Genomic DNA, 26,960 nt, shown 5'->3' with positions numbered 1-26,960 from the left:
GTCAGGCTCCTGTCGAGGGTGCGGTCGCGGAGTCGGTCGACTCGGCGTGGGGGCTGGTGGGTCCCGTCGAGGAGACGATCGGGATGGCCGAGGTGGCGGCCAGGGACGCGAGCGAGGCGGCGACCGAGTGGTCGACCTCGGGCTCGGGGGTGCTGTGCTCCTGGAGGATGACGAGCGACTTCGCCTGGACGGTGAGCATCGCCCCCGCCGGACGCGGGATCGAGTCCGCCTCGGCGCCGGCGGTGTCGACGAGGACGCTCCACTCGAGCGCGTACTCGTCGCTCGGGATCGCGAACTCGACGTCGACGTCGTCGGCGTTGAAGTACAGGAGGAAGCTGTCGTCGGTGACGGGGCGCCCGCGCTGGTCGCGCTCGCGGATCCCGTTGCCGTTGAGGTAGATGCCCACCGATCGGCCGAGGCCGGAGTCCCAGTCGGACGGGGACATCTCGGTGCCGGCGGCGGTGAACCAGACGATGTCGGGCAGGGGCTCGCCGTCGCCGCGCAGCACGGGGCGGCCGTCGAAGAAGCGCATGCGTCGGAAGGTCGGGTGCTCGGCGCGCAGGCGGATGAGCGCCGCGGTGAACTCGAGCAGCGGCCGGTCGGCGTGCGCCCAGTCGATCCAGGTCAGCTCGCTGTCCTGGGCGTAGGTGTTGTTGTTGCCGTTCTGGGTCCGGCCCAGCTCGTCGCCGTGGAGGATCATCGGGACACCCTGGGAGATCAGCATCGTCGCGAGGAAGTTCCGCTGCTGGCGTGCCCGGAGCGCGAGCACCCGCGGGTCGTCCGTGGGCCCCTCCACACCGTGGTTCCAGGAGCGGTTGTGCGACTCCCCGTCGTTGCCGTCCTCGCCGTTGGCGTCGTTGTGCTTCTCGTTGTACGAGACCAGGTCCCGGAGGGTGAAGCCGTCGTGCGCCGTGACGAAGTTGATCGAGGCGACCGGGTAGCGGCCCGAGTGCGCGTAGAGGTCGGCCGAGCCGGTGAGGCGCGAGGCGAACTCCCCCAACGTCGACGGCTCGCCGCGCCAGAAGTCGCGGACCGTGTCGCGGTACTTGCCGTTCCACTCCGTCCACTGGGGCGGGAAGTTTCCCACCTGGTAGCCGCCGGGCCCGACGTCCCACGGCTCGGCGATCAGCTTCACCTGCGAGACCACCGGGTCCTGCTGGACGAGCTCGAAGAAGGTGGAGAGCCGGTCGACGTCGTAGAACTCGCGTGCCAGCGCCGAGGCGAGGTCGAAGCGGAAGCCGTCGACGCGCATCTCCGTCACCCAGTAGCGCAGCGAGTCCATGATCAGCTGGAGCGAGTGCGGGTGTCGCACGTTCAGGGTGTTCCCGGTGCCGGTGTAGTCCATGTAGTAGCGCTTGTCGTCGTCGACGAGGCGGTAGTACGCCTCGTTGTCGATGCCGCGGAACGACAGGGTGGGGCCGAGGTGGTTGCCCTCCGCCGTGTGGTTGTAGACCACGTCGAGGATGACCTCGATGCCGGCCGCGTGGAGCGCCTTCACCATGCTCTTGAACTCCTGGACCTGCTGGCCCTGGTCGCCCGTGGAGGAGTAGGTGTTCTGCGGAGCGAAGAAGCCGATCGTGTTGTAGCCCCAGTAGTTCGAGAGGCCCTTGTCCATCAGCGTGGAGTCGTTCACGAACTGGTGCACGGGCATGAGCTCGATCGCCGAGACGCCCAGGTGCTTGAGGTGGTCGATCACCGCGGGATGGGCGACTCCGGCGTAGGTGCCGCGGAGCTCCTCCGGCACGTCGGGGTGCGTCTTGGTGAGCCCCTTCACGTGCGCCTCGTAGATCACGGTGCTGTCGTAGGAGGTGCGCGGGCGGCGGTCACCGGCCCAGTCGAAGAAGGGGTTGATGACGACGCCCATCATCATGTGCGGCGCCGAGTCCTCGTCGTTCGTCGAGTCCGGGTCGCCGAAGGTGTACGAGAAGAGGGACTGGTCCCAGTCGATCTCCCCCGAGATCGCCTTCGCGTAGGGGTCCAGCAGCAGTTTGTTCGGGTTGCACCGGTGGCCGGCGTCGGGGTCGTACGGTCCGTGGATGCGGAAGCCGTAGCGCTGGCCCGGCTGGACCTGCGGGAGGTAGCAGTGCCAGACGTAGGCGTCCGACTCCTGGATCTCGACACGCGTCTCGGTGCCGTCCTCCTCGAAGAGGCACAGCTCGACGCGCTCGGCGATCTCGCTGAACAGGGCGAAGTTCGTGCCGCTTCCGTCGAACGTCGCGCCCAACGGGTAGGCGGTTCCGGGCCAGGTCTCCACGAGACTCCTCAGGGGATTGTTCTCGGGCAGTCCGGGAGACGCCGATGTGCGGTCTGCGGATGCCCGACGTCGGGGGTGATGGTCCGTCACTTCCGCGACGGACCGACTGCTCAGCTTAGCGAGCGTGTCTCGAGCATTCCCCTGACGGTCAGCGCTCATCGCGCGGTCCTCCTCCGGTGGTCACGACCGGCGGCCGGAACCGCCGTCCGGTTCGTCCTGCGGGCGCGTGAGCGGGCAGGTCGTTCCGGTGGGTCACGATCGAACAGTACGGTCGCGCCCGGTCCGCCGGGGAGGGCTGGCGCCGCGCCGGGTGCATCGGCTAGAACGCGCCGGAGGGACTGTCCGGTGCACGCGGAGGGGCGGGCCGGGCTGGGCAGGAGCAGCGATCGGCCCCGTCGTCGGGCGCACGGCGCCACGCACCGGGGCGCCGCACCGCGATCAGTGCGAGCCGAGCCTGCGCCGCAGGAGGTCGATCCGCGCCTGCAGCTGGGTCACGCTCGCCTGCGCCACCGCGGGTCCGCCGCAGAGCCGGCGCAGCTCGGTGTGCACCTGGCCGTGCGACTCGCCCGTCCCCCGTGCCCACAGGCCGACCAGGGAGTTGAGCAGGCTGCGCTGCTCCTTGAGCGTGCGGTAGAGCGGCGCCGGGATCTCGCTCGCCGGCTCGGCCGGGGCCGCCGCCCCCGCGCGGCTGCCGGCGCGCTTGGCCTGCCGCTGCTGCCGGTGCTGGAGCAGCTCCCGCACCTGGTCGGGCTCGAGGAGCCCCGGCAGGCCGATGAAGTCGAGCTCCTCCTCGCTCTCGACCTCGACCTCCATCCCGAACTCGGCGCCCTCGTAGACGACGCGGTCGAAGGTGGCGGCCGAGCCGATCGACTCGAAGCGGCCCTCCTCCAGGAGATCGGAGGACGCCTTGTCGCTGCGCTCGGCGTCGGCCATCAGGTCGGCCTCGGGGTACTCCTCGTCGTCGGAGGTCCTGCGGTCGAGGGCGTGATCGCGCTGCAGCTCCATCGAGCCCGCCAGCGCGAGCAGGCCGGGCACGTTCGGGAGGAACACCGAGGCGGTCTCGCCGCGGCGCCGCGCGCGCACGAAGCGGCCGATCGCCTGGGCGAAGAACAGAGGAGTCGACGCGGAGGTCGCGTACACGCCGACAGCGAGCCTCGGCACGTCGACGCCCTCGGAGACCATGCGGACCGCGACCATCCAGCGACTGGTGTCCTTCGCGAACTCCTCGATCCGGTCGCTCGCCTCCTTCTCGTCGGAGAGCACGACGGTGACGGTCTCGCCGCTGATCTCGCGGAGCATCGCGGCGTAGGCGCGCGCGGTGTAGTGGTCGGTCGCGATGACCAGGCCGCCGGCGTCGGGCACGGCGCGCCGCACCTCGGTGAGGCGGGTGTTGGCGGCGCGGAGGACCGAGGGGATCCAGTCGCCCTTCGGGTCCAGCGCGGTCCGCCAGGCCTGCGAGGTGATGTCCTTGGTGTTGCCCTCGCCGAGCCGCGCCTCCATCTCGTCGCCGGCCTTCGACTTCCAGCGCATCTGCCCGGCGTAGACCATGAACAGCACCGGCCGGACGACGCCGTCCGCGAGCGCGCGGCCGTAGCCGTAGGCGTAGTCGGTGAGCGAGGTGCGGATGCCCTCCTCGTCCGGCAGGTAGCTGACGAACGGGATCGCCGCCGTGTCCGAGCGGAACGGCGTCCCGGTCAGCGAGAGCCGGCGGACGGCGGGCTCGAAGGCCTCGCGCACCGCGTCGCCCCAGCTGAGGGCGTCGCCGGCGTGGTGCACCTCGTCGAGGATGACGAGGGTGCGGCCGGACAGGGTGAGCTCGCGGTGGAGCTCGGCGCGGACGGCGACCTGCGCGTAGGTGACGGCGACGCCGTGGTAGTGGCGGGCGTGGCGGCCCATGCGGTTGGTGAAGGTCGGGTCCAGGCGGATGCCGACGCGGTGCGCGGCCTCGGCCCACTGGCGCTTGAGGTGCTCCGTCGGCGCGACCACGGTGATCCGGTCGACCGTGCGGTTGTGCAGCAGCTCGGCGGCCAGCCGCAGCGCGAAGGTGGTCTTGCCCGCCCCCGGGGTCGCGGCGGCCAGGAAGTCGCGCGGCTCGTGCTGGAAGTAGGCCTCGAGCGCCTCCGCCTGCCAGGCGCGGAGCTTGTTCGCGGTACCCCACGGTGCCCTGCCCGGGAACGACGGGGACAGGTGCTCAGCGGCGGAGGTGCCGACCTGATGACCGAAGCTCGAGGGACTGTTCACGTGGACCGAATCTAGCCGACGCCTCCGACAGCGGCTCGGTCTCCGCGGCCCGCCGGGAGGCGCACGGCGTGTCGCGCCGTGCCACCGGCGGCCGGGTGCGGAGCATGATGGAGGGATGGTCGAGCAGCGTCATCCGTGGTCCCGCTACGTCGCCCTGGGCGACTCCTTCACCGAGGGGATCGGCGATCCCGAGCCCGGCAGCCCCGGCGGGCACCGCGGCTGGGCGGACCGCGTGGCGGAGGTCCTGGGCAGCCAGAACGAGGACTTCGCCTACGCCAACCTGGCGGTGCGCGGCCGCCTCCTGCAGCAGATCGTCGACGAGCAGGTCGAGCCCGCCCTGGAGCTGCGCCCCGACCTCATCACCATCTCCGCGGGCGGGAACGACGTCATCCGCCCGGGGACCGACCCCGACGACATCGCGTCCCGCTTCGAGTCGGGCCTCGCCCGGCTCCGCTCCGACGGGGCGACCGTCGTCCTCTTCACCGGAGTGGACGTGGGCTTCTCCCCCGTGTTCGGGCGGATCCGCGGGAAGGTCGCGATCTACAACGAGAATCTGCGGGCGCTGGCCAAGCGGTACGACTGCATCGTCGCCGACCAGTGGTCCCTCCAGGAGATCCAGGACGTGCGGATGTGGGCGCCGGACCGCCTGCATCTCAACCCGCACGGCCACCACGAGGTCGCGCGCATGGTCCTCGAGTCGCTGAACGTCGAGAACGACCTGCGCCCCCTGGCCCCGGAGCCGCTGCACGCCCGCACCTGGCGTGCCGCCCGCACGGAGGACATCCAGTGGGCGCGGGAGTACCTCGTGCCGTGGGTGCTGCGCCGCGTCCGCCACCAGTCCTCCGGCGACTTCATCACCGCCAAGCGGCCCTCCGCCGAGCGCTGGAGCACCGATCCCGCGGCCTCGGAGCCGGGATCGGTCGTGCCGGGCAACGCGACGCCGGAGGAGGTCGCCGAGGACATCGCGACCGCGGGCGTGCGGATCGTCGGCGACCGGGCCGCCGGCGACCGGGCCGCGGATCCCCCGGCCTGATCCGCTCCCGGAAGGCGGCGGCTCGCCCCGCGCTCAGCCGAACAGCTCGGCCGGGTGGCCGAGCCGCCAGGCGAAGCCCGGGTCCTCTATCGATCCGTCGGCGACGAGGGGAAGCTCGTACGGGGTGCCGTTGACGTCGACGGTCGCGGTCCCCACTCGCTCGCCGTCGGCGACGGTCTCGAGCGGATCGAGGGCGACCGTGGTCGACGTCGAGACCGCGCCCCAGACGAGCACGGACCGCGCCTCCACGGTCTCGGCCGTCGCCGTCTCCCCCCAGGCGCTGGTGAGGGTGCCGTAGTCCTGGCCCTCGACGGTCAGCGGGACGGTCCGGAAGCCCGCCTCGACGGTCGGGACGAGGGTCAGCACGTCCGCGGCGAGCTGCGGGTGCGTGCGCGCGCCCACCACTACGCCGACCAGGGTGATCGGCCGGCCCTCGACGGTCGCGTCGAGCGAGAACAGCAGGCACGAGCCCGCCTCGTCGGTCGTCCCCGTCTTGATCCCGTCGACTCCCGCGCGGCCGAGGAGCGAGTTGGTGTTGTCGACCTCGCCGACCCCCGGGATGACCGCGGTCGGCATCGCGACGATCGGAGCGAGCACCGGGTCCGCGATCAGCAGCTCGCCCAGGCGCACCATCTCGGCCGTCGTGCTGACGGTCGCCGGCGAGAGCCCGCTGGTGTCGGCGAGGGAGGTCCGCTCGAGCCCCTGCCCGTCGAGCCAGCCGCGCGCCGCGGCGAGGAAGGCGTCCTCCGAGCCGTACGCCCAGATCGCGAGGGACTTCGCGTAGTTGTTCGCGGACGGGAGCATCATGGCGGTCAGCGCCTCCCGCTCGGTCAGCTCCAGACCCGCGGTGACCGGAGCGTTCGAGCCGTTCTCGGCCAGGGTGTCGTTGTAGTACTGCACGTCCGCGCTCGTGAAGGTGATGGTCTCCCCGTCCGTCCCCGCCGCGATCGGCTTCGCCGCTAGGACGACGAGAGCGGTGACGACCTTGGCGATGCTCCCCGTCGGCACGGTTCCGGTGGAGCCGTAGCGGGCGAGCAGCCCGTCCTCCTCCGTCCCGTCGATGCCCACGGCCGCCACGGCGCCGGAGCCGTAGGCCGGCCAGGCCGGAGCGGGCGCGTCGACGGTGCTCGAGACGGGGTCCACCGCGACGGCGCTCGCCGTCGGCAGCTCCGCGGTCGCCGCGTTGGTCGCGTAGGCACCGCCTCCGCCGACCAGCACGGTCGCGGCGACGAGACCGGCGACGACCGCCCCGCGCCGTCGACGCGGTCGCGGCTCCGGCGCGGCGGGCTCCCCGAACAGGTCGAGGGCGTCGTCGGATCGGGTCGGGGAGGTCACCCCGTCATCGTACGGGCGGGCCTCTCCCCCGTCCCGGACGCCGCCCCGTCGTCGGACGCGGCGGGTGACGCGCGGCACCGACCCCGATCCCGCGTCGCGAGCGTCAGCGGCGGGTCACCACCGGGCCGCCGAGCGCCGGAGCCCGGCGGTCAGCGCCCGCGGGTCAGCGCCCACAGTGCGACGGCGCTCGCCGAGGCCACGTTGAGCGAGTCGACGCCGTGCAGCATCGGGATGGTGACGACGGTGTCCGAGGCGTCCAGCGCCGCGCGGCTGAGCCCGTCCCCCTCGGCGCCCAGGACGATCGCGACGCGCTCGGGGCGAGCCGCCGCGTACTCGTCGAGCGGCACCGCGTCCTGAGCGAGCGCCAGCGCGGCGACCGAGAACCCGGCCTCCTCCAGAGCGCGGCGAGCCGGTGCCCACTCGGGGGTGCGCGTCCACGGCACCTGCAGGACCGTTCCCATGCTCACCCGGACGCTGCGCCGGTACAGGGGATCCGCGCACCGCGGCGTCACGAGCACCGCGTCCGCGCCCATGCCGGCCGCGGCGCGGAAGACGGCGCCGACGTTGGTGTGGTCGACCAGGTCCTCCAGGATCACGACGAGGCGCGCGCCCTCCAGCAGCTCGGCCATCGGCCGCAGCGGCGGACGGTGCATCGAGGCGAGCGCTCCGCGGTGGAGGTGGAACCCGGTCAGCTCCTCGATCAGCGGATCAGGCGCTACGAAGACCGGCACCTCGGGATGACGCTCGAGCACCCCGGCCGCGTCCGGCAGCCGCTTCTCCTGCACCAGGACCGAGCGGGGACGGTGCCCGGCGTCGAGCGCCCGCTCGATCACCTTGGCCGACTCGGCGATGTACAGACCGCCCTCCGGCTCCAGCACCCGCCGCAGCGCCACGTCGGTGAGGCGGTGGTAGTCGGCGAGGAGCGGGTGGTCGAGGTCGGTGATGTGCACGATCGGCATCCCGGCAATCTAGGGCACGGCGCGGACTAAACTCGTCCAGGGGCCGCTCGAACGGCCCTCGAAGGAGGCGCGGATGGAGTCGAGTCCGACACCGGTCGCCGAGGGCCCCGAGGCGCTCGCGGTCGAGCAGGCCGTCGAACTCCTCAGCGGGCGCCGCATCGCCGCCGTCACCGGCGCGGGCATGAGCACCGACTCGGGCATCCCCGACTACCGCGGAGCCGGGGCCCCGGTGCGCAGCCCGATGACCTACTCCCAGTTCGTCGCCGATCCCGACTACCGCCGCCGGTACTGGGCCGGCAGCCAGCTCGGCTGGCGCCGCTTCACCAGCACGCTCCCCAACGACGGCCACCGGGCCCTGGCCCGGCTCGAGGAGCGCGGCCTGCTCACGGGCGTCGTCACCCAGAACGTCGACGGCCTGCACGTCCGGGCCGGCTCGCGCCGCGTGGTGGATCTGCACGGCTCGGCGGACCGTGTGCGCTGCATGACCTGCGGCCAGTACTTCGCCCGCGACGCGGTGGCCGAGCGGATCGAGGCGCTCAACCCCTGGCTCGACGACCCCGACGTCTCCTCCCTCAACCCCGACGGCGACGCCGAGGTCCACGACGTCTCGGCGATGACCGTCCCCGAGTGCACGGTCTGCGGCGGGATCCTGAAGCCGGACATCGTCTTCTTCGGCGAGTTCATCCCGACCGAGCGGTTCGAGGAGGCGCGCGCCATCGTCGCGGGCGCCGACGCCCTGCTCGTGGCCGGCTCGTCGCTCGTGGTCAACTCCGGCATCCGCTTCCTCGAGATCGCCCGTCGCGCCCGGATGCCGATCGTGATCGTCAACCGCGGCACCACCAAGGGCGACTCGCGCGCGAGCATCAAGATCGACGGCGGCACCAGCGAGGTGCTCCGCCAGCTCGCCGAGCGCCTGCCCGCGCGCCGCACCGCCGCCCTCTGAGCTCCCGCCCGCTCCGCACCCGACCTCCCGAGAGGCCCCTGTGACCCAGCTCACCCTCGTCCGCCACGGCCAGACCGACTGGAACGCCGCCCGGCGCATCCAGGGCAGGAGCGACATCCCGCTCAACGCGACCGGGCGCGCTCAGGCGCGGGCGGCGGCGCGGCTGCTCGCCGACCGGCGCTTCGACGCGGTGGTCGCCAGTCCGCTGCAGCGCGCCTTCGACACCGGAGCGATCATCGCGCGCGGTCTCGGACTCGACGAGCCGCTGGCGGTGCCGGGCCTGGCCGAGCGCGCCTACGGCGAGGCGGAGGGGATGACCGGTCCCGAGCTCGCCGAGCGCTTCCCCGGAGGCATCGAGCGCGCGCCGATCCCCGGCTGCGAGACCCGCGACGAGGTCGTCGAGCGGGCGACCGCCGCGCTGCTCGAAGTGGCCGAGCGCTTCCCCGACGCGTCCGTCGTCGTCGCCACGCACGGTGCGGTCATCGGCAGCCTGATCCGCGCGCTCAGCAGCGAGGACCTCCCCGTGCACGGCGTCTCGGTCGGCAACGGCTCCCGGCACGACTTCGCGATCGTCGACGGGGCACTGCGCATCGTCGGCGTCGACGACTCCGGCGACGTGGTCGTGGCGGACGTCGACCTCGACGACGTGCTCAGCCCGGCCCCGGGAGCCTGACGGCGGCGGTCCGGTCGCCGGACCGCGTCAGCGCCGGCCGAGGTCCTGCAGGAGCCCGAAGAGCACCCGGGCGGAGTCGCGCCAGGAGAAGGCCGCGGCCCGCTCCCTCGCCCGGGCCGAGTGCGTCCGCCACACGGCGCCGTCCTCGAGCGACCGCACGCCGTCCGCGATGCCCTTCGCGCTCGACGGGTCGACGTACACGGCGGCGTCCTGGGCGATCTCGCGGAAGATCGGGATGTCGCTCACCACGACCGGCGTCCCGAGCGCCATCGCCTCGACCAGCGGGATCCCGAAGCCCTCGTCCCTGCTCGCCGTCACGAGAGCGGTCGCCCGCGCGAGCACCGCGCGGTACTCCGCGTCCGGCGCCCCCTGGTGGAACACCAGCTTCGCGGTCGGCGCCAGGGCCCGGAGCGTCTCGACGGTCTCGTCGCTCGCCCGGCTCATCAGGTGCAGCTCGTAGTCGGGCAGCAGCCGCATCGCGCGCGCGAGCGTCTCGACGTTCTTGTAGGGCATGAACGAGCCCATGTAGACGAGCGAGCGCGCGGCCGACCGGTCGGGCAGCGATCCCGCCAGAGCGGCGCTCGCCTCGTCGGGCTCGGTCGCCGCGTTCGGGACGACGACCACCGGCCGGGTGGTGAGGCGGTGGGAGCGGATCAGGTCGCGGGTCGTCTCCGAGACGGTGACGACCGCGTCGGCGCGCTGGAGGAGCCTCCGCTGTGGCCACCAGGCGAGGTGGTAGAGCCGCCAGAGCGCGCGCACGGGAGCGGCCAGGTCGCGCGGCGGAGTGCGGTGGCGGTAGTAGATGAGGTCGTGCACGGTCAGGACGAGCCGGTAGCGTCGGCCGAGCGAGCCCATGGTCTGCATCGGCGAGAAGACCACGTCGGGCCGCAGCCGGTTCACCAGCAGCGCGACGAACGGCTCGAACGGGCTGGTCGGCCCGGTCACGCGCTCCCACGGGAGCGACGGGAGCATCGCGAGCTGGCGGCGGTCGCTGATCAGCATGGTCACGTCGTGCAGCTTCGCGAGCTCGCGGACGAGCTCCGCGGTGTAGCGGCTGATCCCATCGTGCCGCTCGAGCCGGGTGTACCGGCAGTCGACGACGATCCTCATCGGTCGATCCCCTCCTCGAGGGCCGTCCGCAGCACGGCGGCGGCCTCGTCCGGCGTCTCGTAGTGGATCAGGTGGCCGACTCCGTCGATGACGTGCAGGCGGGCGTGCGGCAGCCTCTCGAGCAGGCGGTACTGCGCCGAGAGCGGAGTGATGTCGTCCTGCGCCGCGGCGATCAGCTGCGTCGGCACCCGGATCCGGGAGGCGTACTCGCCGACGTCGTGCGAGACGGAGGCGCGGAACGCCTCGAGGACCGTGTCGCGGGAGGCGAAGGCGCTGAAGTAGCGGTCGTGCTGGTCGTGCACGAAGCGTCGCAGCGCCGGCTCCTTCGTCTTCACCATCGCCAGGCTCATCACCCGCACGATCAGCGGGTCGCTGAGCAGGCGGCGTCCGAGGGGCCCCGGCAGGAGCGCGCCGAGCCGGTAGTAGAGGACGGCGAGCCTGGTCAGGACGCCGCGCGGACCCTGCAGGGCGGGCGCCCCGATCGGGTTGACCAGCACCAGGAGCGGAGCGGGCAGCCCGTCGGCGACGGCCGCGGCCGCGACGATCGAGCCGAAGGAGTGGCCGAGGACGGCCGCCTCACCGCGGAGCCCCAGCGTGTCGAGGAAGGAGCCGAGCCAGGAGGCGTAGCCGTCCACGTCGTGCGGCAGGCGCGTCATCGGGGTCGAGGCGCCGAAGCCGGGCAGGTCGGGAGCGACGACCCGCACGTCCGCTCCCCCGGCGAGCAGACGGGCGACGACGGGCTCGAGGCCGTGGTGCTCGCCGCGGAACCCGTGCACCAGCACGAGGACGGTCGAGGCGTCCGGAGCGCCGTAGGTCCAGTAGGCGGTGCGGGATCCGGCGATGTCCACCGCGGCCTCGCGGACGGGGACACGGCCGAGATCGGAGGCGTAGGGGGAGGGAGTGGTCATCGCGTTCCTTATCGTAGGGAAAGCCCGTCGAAGATCTGGCCGCAACGCCTTGCGTGGCCTCGATCCGAGCCGGGAGCATGATCACGCGCTCGCAACACGGCGCACCGCCCACCCGTCTCGCGAGACGGTCATCCGCTCAGGCAGCAGCAGAAGGAGCACCGTGAGCTTCACGTCGCCGATCCAACTCCCCGGACTCGCCCTCGACCCCCAGTGGTACCGCCGGGCGGTGTTCTACGAGGTGATGATCCGGTCGTACTACGACTCCAACGGCGACGGCGCCGGCGACATCAACGGGCTCGCCTCCAAGCTCGACTACCTGCAGTGGCTCGGCATCGACGCCCTCTGGCTCCCGCCGTTCTACATGTCGCCTCTGCGCGACGGCGGCTACGACGTCTCCGACTTCAAGGCGATCCTCCCCGAGTTCGGCACGATGGAGGACTTCCGCGACCTCGTCCGGAAGGCCCACGAGCGCAACATGCGCATCGTGATGGACTTCCCGCTCAACCACACGAGCGACCAGCACGAGTGGTTCCAGCAGTCCCGCTCCGACCCCGAGGGGCCCTACGGCGACTTCTACGTCTGGAACGACACCGACGACAAGTGGCCGGACATCCGCATCATCTTCGTCGACACCGAGGACTCGAACTGGGCCTTCGACGCCGAGCGCCGCCAGTTCTACTTCCACCGCTTCTTCTCGCACCAGCCGGACCTCAACTTCGAGAACCCCGCCGTGCACGAGGCGATCCACGACGTGGTCAAGTTCTGGCTCGACCTCGGCGTCGACGGCATCCGGCTCGACGCGATCCCCTACCTCTACGAGTCCGACGAGGGCAACGGAGAGGGCGAGCCGCCCACCCACGAGTTCATCAAGAACCTCCGCACCATGGTCGACCGCGACTACCCCGGCCGCATCCTGATCGCCGAGGCGAACCAGTGGCCGCGGGAGGTCGCCGCGTTCTTCGGCACGGAGGAGGAGCCCGAGTGCCACATGGCGTTCGACTTCCCGGTCATGCCGCGCATCTTCTACTCCCTCCGCGCGCAGACGGCGAACGAGCTGAAGAAGGTGCTCTCCGAGACGTTCGACATCCCCAGCGGCGCCGCCTGGGGCGTGTTCCTCCGCAACCACGACGAGCTCACGCTCGAGATGGTGTCCGAGGAGTACCGCCAGGCCATGTACGGCTGGTACGCCTACGACCCGCGGATGCGCTCCAACATCGGCATCCGCCGCAGGCTCGCGCCGCTGCTGGACAACTCGCGCGCCGAGCTCGAGCTGATCAACGCTCTGCTCTTCTCCCTCGCCGGCAGCCCGTTCCTGTACTACGGCGACGAGATCGGCATGGGCGACAACATCTGGCTCAACGACCGCGACGCGTCGCGCACGCCGATGCAGTGGACGCCCGACCGCAACGCCGGCTTCTCGGCCGCCGACCCCGGCAAGCTCGTGCAGCCGATCGTCCAGTCGCTCGTCTACCACTACAACCAGGTCAACGTGGAGGCGCAACTGGCGCAGTCCCGCTCCCTGCTGCACTGGATGCGGAACGTCCTGCACGTGCGCCGCGGCCACCCGGCGTTCGGCCTCGGGTCGATGCGCGTCCTCGAGACGGACCACGAGTCGGTGCTCGCCTTCGTGCGGGACTACGCCGGCTCGGGCTCCGAGATGGGCGACCAGCCCGAGGAGGTGCTCTGCGTCTTCAGCTTCAACCACAACCCGGTCTCGGTCACGATCACCGACCCCGAGAACCCCGGATCGACGCTGAGCGACCTGTTCGGCGGCGGCCGCTTCCCCGGATTCTCGGACGACGGCACGCTGACGATGACGCTCGGCACGCAGGGCTTCTTCTGGCTCCACGTCGCCAAGGCGCACGAGGCCCGCTGACCCGGCAGCACGCCGAGGGGCCTCCGGCCGATGTCGGAGGCCCCCTTTAGGCTGTCGGCGTGAGCACCACCGGAACGACCGAGACGCAGACCGAGCCGATGCTGTTCGACGACGCCGAGCGGACGCTCGTCCCCTCCGAGGGGGCGCGCTGGTTCGACCTGCTGGCCGTGTTCGACCTCGAGACCACCGGCATCGACGTCCGAACGAGCCGCATCGTCACCGCGCACGTCGGCGTGATCGACGCGGCGGGCGAGCCGATCGAGGGCACGACCTGGCTCGCCGATCCCGGCGTGGAGATCCCGGCGGGCGCCTCCGCCGTCCACGGGATCAGCACCGAGCACGCCCGCGCGCACGGGCGCCCCGCCGGCGAGGTCGTGGCCGAGATCTCCGAGGCGCTGCGCTCGCTCCTCGCCCGCGGCATCCCGGTCGTCGTCTACAACGCCCCCTACGACCTCTCGCTCCTCGCCCACGAGGCGCGCCGCTGGGGCGTACCCGTGCTGCTCGACCCGAGCCCCGTCGTCGATCCGCTCGTGATCGACAAGGCGGTGGACCGCTACCGCAAGGGCAAGCGCACCCTGACCCTCGCCGCCGAGCACTACGGCGTCGCCCTCACCGAGGCGCACGACGCGGGCGCGGACGCGATCGCGGCGGGCCGCGTCGCCCAGGCGCTGGGCCGCGCCTTCGCCGACGAGCTCGGAGTCGGCGCGGAGGCCCTGCACGCGCTCCAGGTCGACTGGTGCCGCACCCAGGCCGAGTCCTTCCAGGAGTACATGCGCCGCGTCCGCGACGAGTCCTTCGTCGCCGACGGGGGCTGGCCGGTCCGCCACTGACCCCTCAGATCAGCGTGCGCCCCTCGCGCAGGAGCGCCACGTACTCCGCGATCCGCCGCTCCCGCGTCGCCGCCCGCTTCAGCTGCGAGAGGCGGAAGAGGAACGCGAAGCGCTTCTGCCCGCCGACGGTCGCGAAGAAGGCCAGGGCCTGCGGATCCGCGTCGAGCGCCCGCTGGAAGTCGTCCGGCACCTCCGCATCGCGCTGCCGGTAGGCCGCGTCCCAGCGCCCGTCGGCGCGCGCCCGCTCGACCTCGGCCAGCCCGCCCGGCAGCATCCGACCCTCCGCCAGCAGCCGTGCGACGTGATCGCGGTTGACCTTCGACCACGGGCTCGCGCGACGCCGCGGGGTGAAGGCCTGGAGCTTGAACTGCTCGTCGAAGGCTCCCGCCTGACCGTCGATCCAGCCGTGGCAGAGCGCGATGTCGAGCGCCTCGGCGTAGGTGATCCCCGGATCCACGGCGGCCTTCTTCCGCAGCTTCAGCCGGACTCCGTCCGGGTCGGGCTCGCCGCGGAGGTAGGCGTCCCACTCCTCGGGAGTCGTGAACGGCAGGATCGGCTTGTCGGCGAAGGACACCATGCCGGGACGCTACCGCGCCGGCTCCCCGACGGCCACGGACCGCCCGTCGGCGCAAGCCCTCGCTCCGCGGACCGCGGCCCTGTGGGATCGGGTGAGCACGTGTTCCCCCTCCCCCTCTCGCAAGGAGAAGTCATGCCTACGATCCGCACGGTCACCGTCCTCGGCAGCGGAGTGCTCGGCTCCCAGATCGCCTTCCAGTCGGCCTTCCACGGCTTCGCCGTCACCGTCTACGACCTCTCCGACGACGTCCTCGAGTCGGCGCGCCAGCGGCTCCGCGGCCTCGCGGGCGTCTACGAGACGGTGCCCGGCGGCATCGCCGGCGGACCGCAGGAGGCGCTCGACTCCCTCCGCCTCACCTCCGACCTCGCGGAGGCTGTCGCCGACGCCGACCTCGTGATCGAGGCCGTCCCCGAGGACCTGGGCCTGAAGCAGGAGCTGTACGGCCGCCTGGGTGCGCTCGCTCCCGAGCGCACGGTCTTCGCGACCAACTCGTCCACGCTGCTCCCCAGCGACCTGAAGGCGTCGACGGGCCGGCCCGACCGGTTCCTCGCGCTGCACTACGCCAACCACGTCTGGGCGCAGAACACGGCCGAGATCATGGGAACGGCGGACACGGACCCCGCCGTGGTCGACGCCGTCGTGGAGTTCGCCGTCTCCAGCGGCCTCGAGCCGATCAGGCTGCAGAAGGAGAAGGCCGGCTACGTCCTGAACTCGCTGCTGGTGCCGCTCCTCAACGCCGCGTCGGGGCTGCTCATGGGCGGCTACGCCGACCACGAGACCATCGACAAGACCTGGAGGATCGGCACCGGCGCCCCGCTCGGACCCTTCCAGATCTTCGACGTCGTCGGTCTGCGGACCGCCTACAACGTCGCCGCCGCGGCCCCGGACGAGGCCTCCCAGGCCTTCGCCGCCCACCTGAAGACGGAGTACCTCGATCGCGGCCGCCTCGGAACGGCCACCGGAGAGGGCTTCTACCGCTACTGAGGACCGCCCCGCGGGAACGACGAAGGGCCCCCGACCGTGAGGTCGAGGGCCCTTCGAGGAGTGCTACTTGCCGAAGTTCTTGTAGCGGCTGTTGAACTTTTCGACGCGGCCGGCCGAGTCCATGATGCGCTGCTTGCCCGTGTAGAACGGGTGCGAGGCGGAGGAGATCTCGACGTCGATGACGGGGTAGGTCACGCCGTCGAGCTCGATCGTCTTGCTGCTCTTCGCGGTCGAGCGGGTGAGGAAGGTCTCACCGGACGCGAGGTCGCGGAAGACGATCGCGGAGTACTCGGGGTGGATGTCGGTCTTCATGGTCGTGTCCTGTCGTCGATGGTCCTGAACCGCACCTGTCGTCGACGGGAACGGGTGGATGAGGGCGGGCGCACCGCGAACGGGCCCGAACCAGCTACCGAGAATACCAGACCGGCAGCGCGCGCAGAAGTCGCGCCGCGCCCGGACCCGGAGCCGGGGTCAGCCGCGGGCGCGGGCCGAGAAGCGCCCGTTCTCGCGGGTGAGAGCGATGTCGAGCCCGAAGGTCTCGGCGAGCGTCGCCTCGGTCAGGGACTCGGCCAGCGGGCCCGCCGCCACCACCGCTCCGTCGCGGAGGAGCAGGGCGTGGGTGAAGCCGTCGGGGATCTCCTCGACGTGGTGGGTCACCATCACGATCGCGGGCGACGCCGGGTCCTTCGCGAAGCCGCCCAGCAGCTGGACGAGCTCCTCGCGGGCGCCGAGGTCGAGGCTCGCGGCCGGCTCGTCGAGCAGGAGCAGCTCGGGGTCGGTCATGATCGCGCGGGCGATCTGGACGCGCTTCTGCTCGCCGTCCGAGAGCGTCCCGAAGGTGCGCTCGGCGAGGTGCTCGAGCTTCCACTCGGACAGCACGCGGCGGGCGCGGCGCTCGTCGATCGCGTCGTAGCTCTCGTTCCAGCGGCCGGTGACGGCGTAGGCGGCGGTCATCACGACGTCGAGCACGGTCTCGCCGGCCGGGAGGCGGCGCGCCATCGCGGTCGAGGCGTAGCCGATGCGCGGGCGCAGCTCGAACACGTCGACCCGGCCGAGGGTCTCCTCGAGCAGGTGCGCGGCACCGGTCGAGGGGTAGTTCTGCGCGGCGGCGATCTGCAGGATCGAGGTCTTGCCCGCCCCGTTGGGGCCGAGGATCACCCAGCGCTCGTCCTCGGCCACGTCCCACGACACGTGGTCGAGGATCCGCTTGCCGTTCCGGACGAAGGACACATCGACGAACGAGACAACGCTGGGCATGGGAGCCATTCTAAAGGAGGCGGCCGGGAGGCTCAGACGAGCGAGTCGTAGATCGCCCGGGTGTCCCGCGCGATCTGCGTCCAGCTGAAGTGGCTCTGCGCGCGCTCGCGGCCCGCGGCGCCCATCCGCTTCGCCGTCTCCGGGTCGGCGACGACCTCAGCGAGGGCGGCGGCCAGGTCGGCGACGTAGCGCTCCGGGTCCACGGGGGTGCCGGTGCCGTCGGTGACCTGCTCGATCGGGACGAGACGGCCGGTCACGCCGTCGTCGACGACCTCCGGGATGCCGCCGGTCGCCGTCCCGACGACCGCCGCACCGCAGGCCATCGCCTCGAGGTTGACGATGCCGAGGGGCTCGTAGATCGAGGGGCAGACGAACGTGGTCGCGTTCGTCAGGACCGCGGAGAGCTGGTGGCGCGGCAGGTGCCGGTCGATCCAGACGACGCCGGTGCGCTCCTCCTGGAGGCTGCGGACGAGGGAGGTGACCTCGGCCATGATCTCGGGGGTGTCGGGGGCGCCCGCGCAGAGCACGAGCTGCACCTCGGGAGGCAGGGTCGCCGCGGCGCGGAGCAGGTAGGGCAGGCCCTTCTGCCGGGTGATGCGGCCGACGAAGACCACGGAGGGGCGCGAGGGGTCGATGCCCAGCTCGGCGAGGACGGCCTCGTCCTCGACCGGGTGCCAGGCGTCGAGGTCGATGCCGTTGTAGACCACGTGGACCTTCGCCGGGTCCAGGGCCGGGTAGGAGCGGAGGATGTCCTCGCGCATGCCGCCGGACACCGCGATCACGGCGTCGGCGTTCTCGTACGCCTCCCGCTCGATCCAGCTCGAGACGCGGTAGCCGCCGCCGAGTTGCTCGGCCTTCCACGGACGCAGCGGCTCGAGGCTGTGCGCCGAGACCACGTGAGGGATGCCGTGCAGGAGCTGGGCGAGACGCCCCGCGGCGTTGGCGTACCAGGTGTGGGAGTGGACCAGGTTGGCCCCCGCCGCGTCCTGCGCGATCTGCAGGTCGACCCCGAGGGTCTGCAGCGCGCCGTTGGCCTCGGCGAGCTCCGCGGGGACGGAGTACGCGAACGTGCCCTCCTCCTCGCGCGGCGCGCCGAAGCAGCGCACCACGACCTCCAGGTCGCTGCGCAGCGCCTTGGTGAGCTCGGCCACGTGGACACCGGCTCCCCCGTACACCTCGGGCGGGTATTCCTTGGTCAGCAGATCGACTCGCACCCCCGAACCGTAGTACAGGGCGCTCCCCCGGCGACAGCCGGGGTCCACGGGGAAGCCCGAGCCCCTACTGTGGTGCCATGCAGTCAAAGAAGATCTTCGGCATCGTCCTCGCCGGCGGCGAGGGAAAGCGCCTCATGCCCCTCACGGCGGACCGGGCCAAGCCCGCGGTGCCGTTCGGCGGGCAGTACCGGCTGATCGACTTCGCGCTGTCCAACCTGATCAACTCCGGTCTCACCCAGATCGTCGTGCTGACGCAGTACAAGTCGCACTCGCTCGACCGCCACGTCTCGCAGACCTGGCGCCTCTCCGGGCTCCTGAACTCCTACGTCGCCTCGGTCCCCGCGCAGCAGCGCCTGGGCAAGCGCTGGTTCAGCGGCTCGGCCGACGCGATCCTGCAGAGCCTCAACCTGATCCGCGACGAGAAGCCCGACATCGTCGTCGTGGTCGGCGCCGACCACGTCTACCGCATGGACTTCTCGCAGATGATCGACGCGCACATCACGTCCGGTGCGAAGGCGACCGTCGCGGCCATCCGCCAGCCGATCGAGCTCGCGGACCAGTTCGGCGTCATCCAGCTCGCCGGTGACGAGGCGGGCGACGGCATCGTCCCGACGATGATCTCCGAGTTCCTCGAGAAGCCCAAGGACGCCGTCGGCCTGGCCGACTCCCCGCACGAGGTCCTCGCCTCCATGGGCAACTACGTCTTCGACGCGGACGCCCTGATCGACGCGGTCATCCGCGACGGCGAGTCCTCCACGTCGGACCACGACATGGGCGGCGACATCATCCCCGACTTCGTCGCGCGCGGTGAGGCCGGCGTCTACGACCTCAAGCTCAACGACGTCCCCGGCTCGACCGACCGCGACCGCTACTACTGGCGGGACGTCGGCACCATCGACTCCTTCTTCGAGGCCCACCAGGACCTCATCTCGGCGCTGCCGGTCTTCAACCTCTACAACCAGCAGTGGCCGATCTTCTCGTCGCAGCTGAACTCCCCTCCCGCCAAGATCGTCCGCGACGGCAAGGGCAACATGGGATCGACGGTCGACTCGGTCGTCTCGCTCGGCACCGTGATCTCGGGCGCGCACATCGAGCGCAGCGTCGTCGGGCCGTGGACGGTCATCGAGTCGAACGCGACGGTCACCGATTCGGTGGTCTTCGACAAGGTCCGCATCGGCCCGGACGCGCTGGTCGTCCGCGCTATCCTCGACAAGGACGTCGTCGTCGAGCCCGGTGCTCGAGTCGGCGTGGACCACGACCGCGATCGCGAGCGCGGGTTCACCGTCACCGAGTCGGGCATCACCGTCGTCGGCAAGGGCGTCGTCGTCCACCCGTAGCACCCCCGCGGGTCGAGCTCTGCGCCCCGGCGCGCCCACCCGACCGATCGGACCGGCCCATGAGTGAGCGTCCTGCGACGCCTGCCCGCTTCCTCGTCGTCCTCGACGCGGACTCCACCCTCCTCCAGGACGAGGTGATCGAGCTCCTCGCGGTGCACGCCGGCTCCGAGGAGCGCGTCGCCGCCGTCACGGAGCGGGCGATGCGCGGCGAGCTCGACTTCGGCGAGAGCCTCCGCGAGCGGGTCGCCACTCTCGCCGGGGTCCCGGAGTCGGTGCTCCCCGGTGTGAGCTCGGGCGTCCGCGTCACGCCCGGCGCCGCCGAGCTCGTGGCCGGCGTCCACGCCGCCGGCGGCCGCATCGGAGTGGTGTCCGGAGGGTTCCACGAGGTGCTCGACCCGGTCGCCGGTGCGCTCGGCCTCGACTTCGTCCGGGCCAACCGCCTCTGCTGCGGGGGCGGCCTGCTGACCGGAGCGGTCGACGGGGCGGTCATCGACGCCGCGGCCAAGGCGGAAGCACTTCGCGAGTGGGCGGCGGTCTCGGGCGTTCCGCCGCAGCGCACGATCGCCGTCGGCGACGGTGCGAACGACCTGGAGATGATGGCGGTCGCCTCCCTCGCGGTCGCCTTCAACGCCAAGCCTCTGGTGCGCGAGCGCGCCGACCTCGTCGTCGGCGGCCTCGACCTGTCGCAGCTGCTGCCCGTCCTCGGCCTCCGCGGCTGAGGCCCGCCTCCCCCGCCTTCAGGGGCGTCAGCGGCCCGCGATCGCGACGAGTCCGGCGCAGCCGAGCGCCAGCGCCCAGCTGACGAGCGAGCCCACCAGGAAGTACTCCGCCTTCTCCCCGCTGCCGCCGTCGCGGGAGATCTCGGGGAAGCGCACGATCCCCTTGGCCGCGAGCACGGCACCGGCGAGGCCGATGGCTCCGGCGAGCGTGAGGCCGGCGATCAGCAGCCGCTCCAGCGGTCCGATCGTGCGCCCGCCCTGGAGGTCCGGCAGGCGGGCGTCGGCCGGCTCCCGACGCGCGAACCGCTCGCTCCAGCGTGGACGCGGCACGGGCTCGGCCTGCGGGAGCTCGCGGAACAGCGCCGCCCGCACGATCACGTTGCCGCTCTCCAGCAGGAAGAGCCCGGCTCCGACCGCCAGAGCGAGCTGCTCGATCGGAGGGAGCGCGTTCGCGACGGTGATCGGCGCGAGCGGCCCCGTCGGGACGCCGGCGGCGCGGTCGACAGCGGTCAGCACCAGGACCGCCGCGACGAGGGCGACGGCCGGACGCAGACCCCCGGGCGGCCGCGCGTTCTCGACGGTCGTGGTCGTCAGCAGCCAGGCTCCGGCCAGGACGACGACGATCGCCGCACCGAGCGGCGGGGCTCCGACGAGGAGCGCTGCGGTCACGGCTGCGGCGGTGAGCACGGGGATCGCGAGGAGGGCCGCACGGCGGCGGAGGTGCGTGCGCGCGAGGTCGCCGAGGCCGATCACGGCGAGCAGCAGCGCCGTCAGCACGTCTCCTCCAGCAGGCGCGCGCCGGCGAGGAGGGCGCCCGCGCCCGCACGCCGCAGCGCCTGCGAGACGGCGGGCTGCGAGATCGACTCCTGCTCGCCCAGCTCCTTCTGCGACGCTCCGCGCAGGCTCCCCAGCACGAGCCGGCGATCGCGCGCGCTGAGCGCTCCGACCAGGGCGTCGCGGGAGAGGAGGTAGGCGTTGACCGCCGCCTCGCCGGAGTCTCCGTCGGCGTCCCCGGCGACGAACCATCCGCGGGCCGTGGGCACGGCACCGTCCTCGAGCGCGTGGGCGCGATCGATGGCCTCGCGGGCGCGCCACCAGCCGGACCCGTCCTCGAGGTCCCCGGCGACCCCCGACCCGACCACCCGCACCTCGCCCAGGCCGATGCCGGCGCGGCAGTCGACGCCGGCCGGGAGCGAGAGGCGCGCCTGCAGCGTCGCCCGGAGCGCGGCGTGGACGGAGGGGTAGATCGCCTGGAACTCGTCGCCGACCGTCGGGTGCAGGGGCTGGATCGCCGGGACCGCGGCCTCCACCTCGGCGAAGCCCCGCTCGATCTCGCGCTGAGCACCCGCCCGGTCGACGAGGGAGCGGGAGGTCACCAGGTCCAGGAGCACGGCGACGACATCGGAGGAGGTCATCGCATAAGCCTAGAGCTTATATCCATCGGATATAAGCCCAGGGCTTATCGGTCAGTGGCCCATCCCGAGGCCGCCGTCGACCGGGATCACGGCACCCGAGATGTACGCCGCCTCGTCGCCGGCCAGCCAGCGCGTGACCTTCGCGACCTCGGCAGCGGTGCCGTAGCGGGCGAGCGGGATGCTCTTCCGGTACTCCTCCTGCTGCTCCGGCGAGAGCTCCGCGGTCATGTCGGTCTCGATGAAGCCGGGAGCGACGACGTTGGCGGTGATGTTGCGGGCGCCGAGCTCGCGGGTCAGCGAGCGGGCGAAGCCCACGAGGGCGGCCTTCGACGAGGAGTAGTTGATCTGGCCCGGCGACCCGTAGAGGCCGACCACGCTGGAGATGAGGACGACGCGGCCGAAGCGCTGCTTGAGCATCCCCTTCGATGCGCGCTTGACGACGCGGAACGCCCCGGTGAGGTTCGTGTCGACGACGGACGTGAAGTCCTCCTCCGTCATCCGCAGCAGCAGGGTGTCGCGGGTGATGCCCGCGTTCGCCACCAGGATCTCGACCGGGCCCAGCTCGGCCTCGACCTGCGTGAACGCGGCGTCGATGGAGGCGGCGTCGGTCACGTCCGCGACGACGGTGAGGGAGCCCTCCGGACCGGAGCCCGAGCGCGCGGTCACGGCGACCCGGTGACCGGCGGCCACGAACTCCTGGGCGATGGCGAAGCCGATCCCCCGGTTGCCCCCGGTGACGAGGACGGTGCGCGGCGTGGTCATGGTGTCCCTCCTGCCGGCGCTCGTGCGGCGCCGGGCGACCCGTACATCCTAGAGGCGCGTCGCGCAACAGATTCCGGGATGAGGCCCTCCCGGCCTGCACCCGCCCGCCGCGACGTAGGCTTGCAGGGCTGTGAAACCACGCGAGACACTCACCTCCCTACCGCCGTCGCCGAGCGCCGAGCGGCGCTCCCGCGCGATCAAGTACTCGATCGCCATGGGCATCAGGATGCTCTGCGTCATCTGCCTGCTCTTCGCCCACGGCTGGTGGCTGCTGTTCTTCGCCATCGGCGCCGTGGTCCTGCCCTACTTCGCCGTCGTGCTGGCCAACGTCGGCAGTGCGGGCGAGCGCGGCAACGTCGAGCGACCGGGTGCGATCGTCCTCTCCCGGCCGGTCCCGCCGCCCCCCGCCCCCGACTCCGAGGCGCCGACCGGCCCCGAGGGCGGCGACCCGCGGGGAGACCGGCAGTGATCCCGCTCGGCCGGGTCCCCGACGCGCACGCCTGCTCCCGAGCGGGCTGCCCGCGGACGGCGACGTTCGCGATCGAGTGGCGGAACCCGAGGATCCACGCGGAGGACCGTCGGAAGACCTGGCTGGCCTGCGGCGAGCACCTGGAGTTCCTGCGCGAATTCCTCCTCGCCCGCGACTTCCCGCTCGAGGTGAAGCCGCTCTACACGGTCGATCGCGGAGCGGAACGATGAGCGGCGACGCGCCCCGTCCCTCCTGGCGCTTCGTCTTCTCGCGACGCTGGTTCGGCTACCTCGCGCTCGCGATCGTCTTCGCCGTCGCCTGCGTGCTGCTCTCGCGCTGGCAGGTCGCGCGGCTCGACCAGGCCGCCTCGACCAACCGGCTGGTCACCGCGAACTGGACCGCCGACCCGGTGGCGCTCGACGGGCTGCTCCCCGCCGACTCCACGTGGGACGACGCGCTCGAGTACCGCCCGGTCGAGGTCACCGGCGTCTACGAGACGGAGGGGCAGACCCTCGTCCGCAACCGGCCCTACAACGGCAACCCCGGCTTCGAGATCCTGACACCGCTGCGGCTCGACGACGGCAGCGTCTTCGTCGTCGACCGCGGCTGGGTCCCCGTCGGCTCGACCCAGGACTCCCCCGACGCGATCCCCGCGCCGCCCGAGGGGGAGGTGACCGTCGTCGCCCGCCTGAAGCCCGCGGAGGGACGGATCGACGGACGCTCCGCACCGGCCGGCCAGATCGCCACGATCCAGCTCGACGACCTGTCGGCGCAGCTGGACGAGCCCCTGCGGACCTCGGCGTACGGCCTGCTGGTCGCCGAGGCGCCGGCGCCGGTCGACGCTCCCCCGCTGGCCGCGATCAAGCCGGTCGCCGACGAGGGCCTGCACATCAGCTACGCCATCCAGTGGGTGCTGTTCGCCGTCATGGGCTTCGGCGGGCTCGGCTGGGCGATCCGCCACGAGTACCGCATCCGCAACGCCGACGACCCCGAGGTCGTGGCGGCCGAGGAGCGGCGCGAGGAGCGCCGTCGACGCCGCGGCCGCAGCGACTCCGAGGTCGAGGACGAGCTGCTCGACGCCCGCTAGGCGAGCGTGATCAGGTCGAGGTAGTCGGCCGCCCAGTGGTCCTCGGTGCCCTCCGGCATGATCAGGACGCGCTCGGGGTTCAGCGCCTCGACGGCTCCCTCGTCGTGGCTGACCAGGACGACCGCGCCCTCGTAGTGCGCGAGCGCGTCGAGGATCTCCTCGCGGCTCGCGGGGTCGAGGTTGTTGGTGGGCTCGTCGAGCAGGAGCACGTTCGCGCCCGAGACCACGATCATCGCCAGGGCGAGACGGGTCTTCTCCCCGCCGGAGAGGACCCCCGCCGGCTTGTGCGAGTCGTCCCCGGTGAACAGGAACGAGCCCAGGACCCGGCGCGCCTCGGTCTCGGTGAGGTTCGGGCTGGAGGAGACCATGTTCTCGAGCACCGAGCGCTTGACGTCGATCGTCTCGTGCTCCTGCGCGTAGTAGCCGATCCGGAGGCCGTGCCCGGCCTCGATCACTCCGGTGTCGGGCTGGTCGACGCCGCCCAGGATGCGCAGGAGCGTCGTCTTGCCCGCTCCGTTGAGCCCCAGGATGACGACCTTGGAGCCGCGGTCGATCGCGAGGTCGACGGCGGTGAAGATCTCGAGCGAGCCGTAGCTCTTCGACAGGTTCTGAGCCTGCAGAGGGGTGCGACCGCAGGCGGACGGGGTCGGGAACCGGAGCTTCGCGACGCGGTCGACCGCGCGGACCTCCTCGAGCCCGCTGAGCATGCGCTCGGCACGCGCGACCATCTGGTGCGCCGCTGCGGCCTTCGAGGCCTTCGCGCCGAACTTGGCGGCCTGCAGCTGGAGGGCACCGGCCTTCTTCTCGACGTTGACCCGCTCCTTCTTGCGGCGCTCCTCGTCGGCGGCGCGCTGGCGCTGGTAGTTCTTCCAGTTCATGTTGTAGACGTCGATGACCTGGCGGTTGGCGTCGAGGTAGAACACGCGGTTCACGGTCTCGCCGACCAGCTCGATGTCGTGGCTGATCACGATGAAGCCGCCGCGGTAGTTCTTGAGGAACTCGCGGAGCCAGACGACGGAGTCGGCGTCGAGGTGGTTCGTCGGCTCGTCGAGGATCAGCGTGCTCGCGTCGGAGAAGAGGATGCGCGCGAGCTCGATGCGGCGCCGCTGGCCACCGGAGAGCGTCTTGAGCGGCTGGTCGAGGATCCGGTCGGGGAGGTTGAGGTTGCTCGCGATCGAGGCGGCCTCCGCCTCAGCCGCGTATCCGCCCAGGGAGAGGAAGCGGTCCGTGAGGTTGCCGTACTTCTTCATGCCGGCCTCGCTCACGGAGGTGTCGCTGCTCGACATCGCGACCGTCGCCTCCTGCATGCCGAGCACCAGCTGCCCCAGCCCGCGGGCGTCGAGGATGCGGGTGCGCGCCAGCTCCTCCGGGTCGCCGGAGCGCGGGTCCTGGGGGAGGTAGCCGATCTCGCCGCCGCGGTCGACCGTGCCCTTCGAGGCGATGAGGTCGCCCGCGAGGACCTTGGTCAGCGTCGTCTTCCCCGCCCCGTTGCGGCCGACGAGGCCGACCTTGTCGCCGTCGCCCACCCGGAAGGAGACGTTCTCCATCAGGAGTCGGGCGCCGACTCGGAGTTCGAGGTCGTGCACGCTGAGCACAGTGCTGTCCGTTCCCGCCAAGAAATGGCGTTCGGTTCGGGAGGAGTGGGGCAAGGGGCCGCGATGCGGCAGCCCCCTAGTATATTTCCTGAGCCGCGGGGCGGATCCACGTCCGCTCACCGCGGACGCGCTCGCTCCTCGCTCTCGGGCGACCAGGACTCTCGGAGATCACCCATGTCCCCTTCCTCTTCCGCCCTCCCGCGCCCGGTCCTCGCCGACCGGCTCGTCACCCGCTCCGTCGCGACCGACGCCCTGCTGGTGCTCGCGGGTGCGGGCCTCACCGCGGCGATGGCGCAGCTGTTCATCCCGATGTGGCCGGTCCCCTTCACGGGCCAGACCTTCGCGGTCCTCCTGGTCGGCACGACGCTCGGCGCGCTCCGCGGCGCGCTGTCCATGCTCGTGTACGCGCTCGTCGGCGCTCTCGGCGCCCCGGTCTTCACCGAGGGCTCGCACGGCTGGGCGGTCCTCGCGGGTCCCACCGGCGGCTACATCGTCGGCTTCGTCCTCGCGTCGATCGTCACCGGGTGGCTCGCTCAGCGGCAGTGGGACCGTCGCGTCCTCGGCACGCTGGTGACCTTCCTCGCCGGCACCGCCACCATCTACCTCGTCGGCCTGCCCTGGCTGGCCGCCGCCCTCGCCTCGCTTGGGCTGCCCGCCGACCTCGGCTCCGTCCTCTCCGCGGGACTCGTGCCCTTCCTGGTCGGCGACGCGCTCAAGGCGCTGGTCGCCGCCGCGCTGCTCCCCACCACCTGGGCGATGCTCTCGCGCCGCTCGCGCTGAGCGGTCGCGCGGACGCCGAAGGGCCGGGAGGGCGATTCCTCCCGGCCCTTCGGCGTTCAGCAGCGGTCGGTCCGCCCGGTCCTCCTGCTCGACCTCGGTGGGCACCTCCACCGACTCGACCGGCAGGGGCGACGACGGCCCTCGACGCCGGAGCCGGCCCGCCCGGCCGTTCCGACTCCGCGACGGACTGCGACAGGCTGGAGACGACTGGAACGCCGAAGGGCCGGGAGGACGACTCCTCCCGGCCCTTCGGCGTCGGTGTGCAGCGGCTAGATCGAGAAGCCGAGTGCGCGCATCATGTCGCGCCCGTCCTCGGTGATCCGGTCGGGACCCCACGGCGGCATCCAGACCCAGTTGATCCGGAACGCCTCGACGATGCCGTCGAGCGACTCGGCGGTCTGCTCCTCGAGCACGTCGGTCAGCGGGCAGCCCGCCGAGGTGAGGGTCATGTGGATGACGAGGGCGTCGTTCTCGTCGTCCCAGCCCAGGTCGTAGATGAGTCCCAGGTCGACCACGTTGACCCCGAGCTCGGGGTCCATGACGTCCTTGAGGGCCTCCTCGACCTGGTCGAAGAGCTTCGGCTCGAGAGTGGTGACCGCCAT

The 26,960-nt window shown here is 72.0% G+C and carries 27 protein-coding genes; 12 read left to right on the top strand and 15 right to left on the bottom strand.

What is annotated here, in order from left to right:
• Window position 1: 1 nt before the first annotated feature.
• Together glgX and C5C59_RS03400 are read right to left on the bottom strand one after the other, a co-directional pair.
• Window positions 2-2,254, bottom strand: coding sequence for a glycogen debranching protein GlgX (glgX, locus tag C5C59_RS03405; protein WP_104237465.1), 2,253 nt, complete (start codon window positions 2,252-2,254; stop codon window positions 2-4).
• 438 nt (window positions 2,255-2,692) lie between these two features.
• On the bottom strand, window positions 2,693-4,495 hold the full coding sequence (locus C5C59_RS03400) for a DEAD/DEAH box helicase (protein WP_104237466.1): 1,803 nt from the start codon (window positions 4,493-4,495) through the stop codon (window positions 2,693-2,695).
• A gap of 115 nt (window positions 4,496-4,610) precedes the next feature.
• On the opposite strand from C5C59_RS03400, the gene C5C59_RS03395 reads away from it, so the two are divergent.
• A complete protein-coding gene (locus C5C59_RS03395; RefSeq protein WP_104237467.1) occupies window positions 4,611-5,528 on the top strand; it encodes an SGNH/GDSL hydrolase family protein in 918 nt (305 codons plus the stop codon).
• A 33-nt stretch (window positions 5,529-5,561) separates the two neighbouring features.
• On the opposite strand, the gene C5C59_RS03390 is transcribed toward C5C59_RS03395, so the two are convergent.
• Complete coding sequence (locus C5C59_RS03390) at window positions 5,562-6,863, bottom strand: D-alanyl-D-alanine carboxypeptidase family protein (protein ID WP_104237468.1); 1,302 nt, start codon at window positions 6,861-6,863, stop codon at window positions 5,562-5,564.
• 149 nt (window positions 6,864-7,012) lie between these two features.
• Complete coding sequence (locus C5C59_RS03385) at window positions 7,013-7,822, bottom strand: RNA methyltransferase (RefSeq protein ID WP_104237469.1); 810 nt, start codon at window positions 7,820-7,822, stop codon at window positions 7,013-7,015.
• Window positions 7,823-7,895: 73 nt separating this feature from the next.
• On the opposite strand from C5C59_RS03385, the gene C5C59_RS03380 reads away from it, so the two are divergent.
• Complete coding sequence (locus C5C59_RS03380; RefSeq protein ID WP_104237470.1) at window positions 7,896-8,765, top strand: Sir2 family NAD-dependent protein deacetylase; 870 nt, start codon at window positions 7,896-7,898, stop codon at window positions 8,763-8,765.
• 40 nt (window positions 8,766-8,805) lie between these two features.
• Complete coding sequence (locus C5C59_RS03375; protein ID WP_104237471.1) at window positions 8,806-9,438, top strand: histidine phosphatase family protein; 633 nt, start codon at window positions 8,806-8,808, stop codon at window positions 9,436-9,438.
• Between the two features lie 27 nt (window positions 9,439-9,465).
• On the opposite strand, the gene C5C59_RS03370 is transcribed toward C5C59_RS03375, so the two are convergent.
• Window positions 9,466-10,548, bottom strand: a complete 1,083-nt coding sequence (locus C5C59_RS03370) for a glycosyltransferase family 1 protein (protein ID WP_104225279.1) — start codon at window positions 10,546-10,548, stop codon at window positions 9,466-9,468.
• Entirely contained in the window at window positions 10,545-11,456 is a 912-nt protein-coding gene (locus tag C5C59_RS03365) for an alpha/beta fold hydrolase (protein ID WP_104237472.1), read from the bottom strand. Before C5C59_RS03365 ends, C5C59_RS03370 begins: the two co-directional genes overlap by 4 nt.
• 160 nt (window positions 11,457-11,616) lie before the next feature.
• Here C5C59_RS03365 and treS point away from each other — a divergent pair, with 160 nt between their 5' ends.
• Window positions 11,617-13,332: a maltose alpha-D-glucosyltransferase gene (gene treS, locus C5C59_RS03360; RefSeq protein WP_104221970.1), complete on the top strand. Its 1,716-nt coding sequence runs from the start codon at window positions 11,617-11,619 to the stop codon at window positions 13,330-13,332.
• A gap of 98 nt (window positions 13,333-13,430) precedes the next feature.
• Window positions 13,431-14,162, top strand: a complete 732-nt coding sequence (locus C5C59_RS03355) for a 3'-5' exonuclease (RefSeq protein ID WP_104237516.1) — start codon at window positions 13,431-13,433, stop codon at window positions 14,160-14,162.
• Window positions 14,163-14,166: 4 nt separating this feature from the next.
• Here the strand turns inward: C5C59_RS03355 and C5C59_RS03350 are convergent, their stop codons facing one another.
• Window positions 14,167-14,739: a YdeI family protein gene (locus tag C5C59_RS03350; RefSeq protein ID WP_104237473.1), complete on the bottom strand. Its 573-nt coding sequence runs from the start codon at window positions 14,737-14,739 to the stop codon at window positions 14,167-14,169.
• A 132-nt stretch (window positions 14,740-14,871) separates the two neighbouring features.
• Between C5C59_RS03350 and C5C59_RS03345 the strand changes: the two genes are divergently transcribed.
• The gene (locus C5C59_RS03345; RefSeq protein WP_104237474.1) at window positions 14,872-15,723 is read left to right on the top strand and encodes a 3-hydroxyacyl-CoA dehydrogenase; all 852 of its coding nucleotides are present in this window, start codon (window positions 14,872-14,874) and stop codon (window positions 15,721-15,723) included.
• Between the two features lie 63 nt (window positions 15,724-15,786).
• On the opposite strand, the gene C5C59_RS03340 is transcribed toward C5C59_RS03345, so the two are convergent.
• The 3 genes from C5C59_RS03340 to glgA form a co-directional block, all read right to left on the bottom strand.
• Complete coding sequence (locus tag C5C59_RS03340; RefSeq protein ID WP_068253003.1) at window positions 15,787-16,035, bottom strand: type B 50S ribosomal protein L31; 249 nt, start codon at window positions 16,033-16,035, stop codon at window positions 15,787-15,789.
• Between the two features lie 159 nt (window positions 16,036-16,194).
• On the bottom strand, window positions 16,195-16,980 hold the full coding sequence (locus C5C59_RS03335; protein WP_104237475.1) for an ABC transporter ATP-binding protein: 786 nt from the start codon (window positions 16,978-16,980) through the stop codon (window positions 16,195-16,197).
• 32 nt (window positions 16,981-17,012) lie between these two features.
• A complete protein-coding gene (gene glgA, locus C5C59_RS03330; protein WP_104237476.1) occupies window positions 17,013-18,194 on the bottom strand; it encodes a glycogen synthase in 1,182 nt (393 codons plus the stop codon).
• Between the two features lie 77 nt (window positions 18,195-18,271).
• Here glgA and C5C59_RS03325 point away from each other — a divergent pair, with 77 nt between their 5' ends.
• Together C5C59_RS03325 and serB are read left to right on the top strand one after the other, a co-directional pair.
• Window positions 18,272-19,531, top strand: coding sequence for a glucose-1-phosphate adenylyltransferase (locus C5C59_RS03325; RefSeq protein WP_104221960.1), 1,260 nt, complete (start codon window positions 18,272-18,274; stop codon window positions 19,529-19,531).
• Between the two features lie 59 nt (window positions 19,532-19,590).
• On the top strand, window positions 19,591-20,250 hold the full coding sequence (gene serB / locus C5C59_RS03320; RefSeq protein ID WP_104225283.1) for a phosphoserine phosphatase SerB: 660 nt from the start codon (window positions 19,591-19,593) through the stop codon (window positions 20,248-20,250).
• Window positions 20,251-20,277: 27 nt separating this feature from the next.
• On the opposite strand, the gene C5C59_RS03315 is transcribed toward serB, so the two are convergent.
• The 3 genes from C5C59_RS03315 to C5C59_RS03305 are packed head-to-tail and all read right to left on the bottom strand — an operon-like array spanning window position 20,278 to window position 22,427.
• Window positions 20,278-21,027 carry a hypothetical protein gene (locus tag C5C59_RS03315; RefSeq protein ID WP_104237477.1) on the bottom strand — a complete coding sequence of 250 codons (750 nt, stop codon included), beginning with the start codon at window positions 21,025-21,027 and terminating at the stop codon, window positions 20,278-20,280.
• Complete coding sequence (locus C5C59_RS03310; protein WP_104237478.1) at window positions 21,021-21,665, bottom strand: SatD family protein; 645 nt, start codon at window positions 21,663-21,665, stop codon at window positions 21,021-21,023. The genes C5C59_RS03315 and C5C59_RS03310 overlap by 7 nt, the downstream gene beginning before the upstream one ends.
• 51 nt (window positions 21,666-21,716) lie before the next feature.
• Entirely contained in the window at window positions 21,717-22,427 is a 711-nt protein-coding gene (locus C5C59_RS03305) for a beta-ketoacyl-ACP reductase (protein WP_104237479.1), read from the bottom strand.
• 130 nt (window positions 22,428-22,557) lie between these two features.
• Between C5C59_RS03305 and C5C59_RS03300 the strand changes: the two genes are divergently transcribed.
• From C5C59_RS03300 to C5C59_RS03290, 3 genes are read left to right on the top strand one after another with little or no spacing between them, the layout of a single operon-like run.
• Entirely contained in the window at window positions 22,558-22,896 is a 339-nt protein-coding gene (locus C5C59_RS03300) for a DUF3099 domain-containing protein (protein ID WP_104237480.1), read from the top strand.
• A complete protein-coding gene (locus C5C59_RS03295; RefSeq protein ID WP_104225286.1) occupies window positions 22,893-23,126 on the top strand; it encodes a hypothetical protein in 234 nt (77 codons plus the stop codon). Before C5C59_RS03300 ends, C5C59_RS03295 begins: the two co-directional genes overlap by 4 nt.
• The gene (locus C5C59_RS03290; RefSeq protein WP_104237481.1) at window positions 23,123-23,983 is read left to right on the top strand and encodes an SURF1 family protein; all 861 of its coding nucleotides are present in this window, start codon (window positions 23,123-23,125) and stop codon (window positions 23,981-23,983) included. The genes C5C59_RS03295 and C5C59_RS03290 overlap by 4 nt, the downstream gene beginning before the upstream one ends.
• On the opposite strand, the gene C5C59_RS03285 is transcribed toward C5C59_RS03290, so the two are convergent.
• On the bottom strand, window positions 23,980-25,578 hold the full coding sequence (locus C5C59_RS03285) for an ABC-F family ATP-binding cassette domain-containing protein (RefSeq protein ID WP_104221943.1): 1,599 nt from the start codon (window positions 25,576-25,578) through the stop codon (window positions 23,980-23,982). The two genes, C5C59_RS03290 and C5C59_RS03285, sit on opposite strands and share 4 nt — an antisense overlap.
• A gap of 174 nt (window positions 25,579-25,752) precedes the next feature.
• Here C5C59_RS03285 and C5C59_RS03280 point away from each other — a divergent pair, with 174 nt between their 5' ends.
• Window positions 25,753-26,358, top strand: coding sequence for a biotin transporter BioY (locus tag C5C59_RS03280; protein WP_104232632.1), 606 nt, complete (start codon window positions 25,753-25,755; stop codon window positions 26,356-26,358).
• Between the two features lie 269 nt (window positions 26,359-26,627).
• Here the strand turns inward: C5C59_RS03280 and C5C59_RS03275 are convergent, their stop codons facing one another.
• Window positions 26,628-26,960: a metal-sulfur cluster assembly factor gene (locus C5C59_RS03275; RefSeq protein ID WP_104221939.1), complete on the bottom strand. Its 333-nt coding sequence runs from the start codon at window positions 26,958-26,960 to the stop codon at window positions 26,628-26,630.

It is taken from the genome of Rathayibacter sp. AY1F4 (genome assembly GCF_002931775.1).
In the GTDB taxonomy this organism is placed as follows: domain Bacteria; phylum Actinomycetota; class Actinomycetes; order Actinomycetales; family Microbacteriaceae; genus Rathayibacter.
This window is presented reverse-complemented; position numbering and strand designations above follow the sequence as displayed.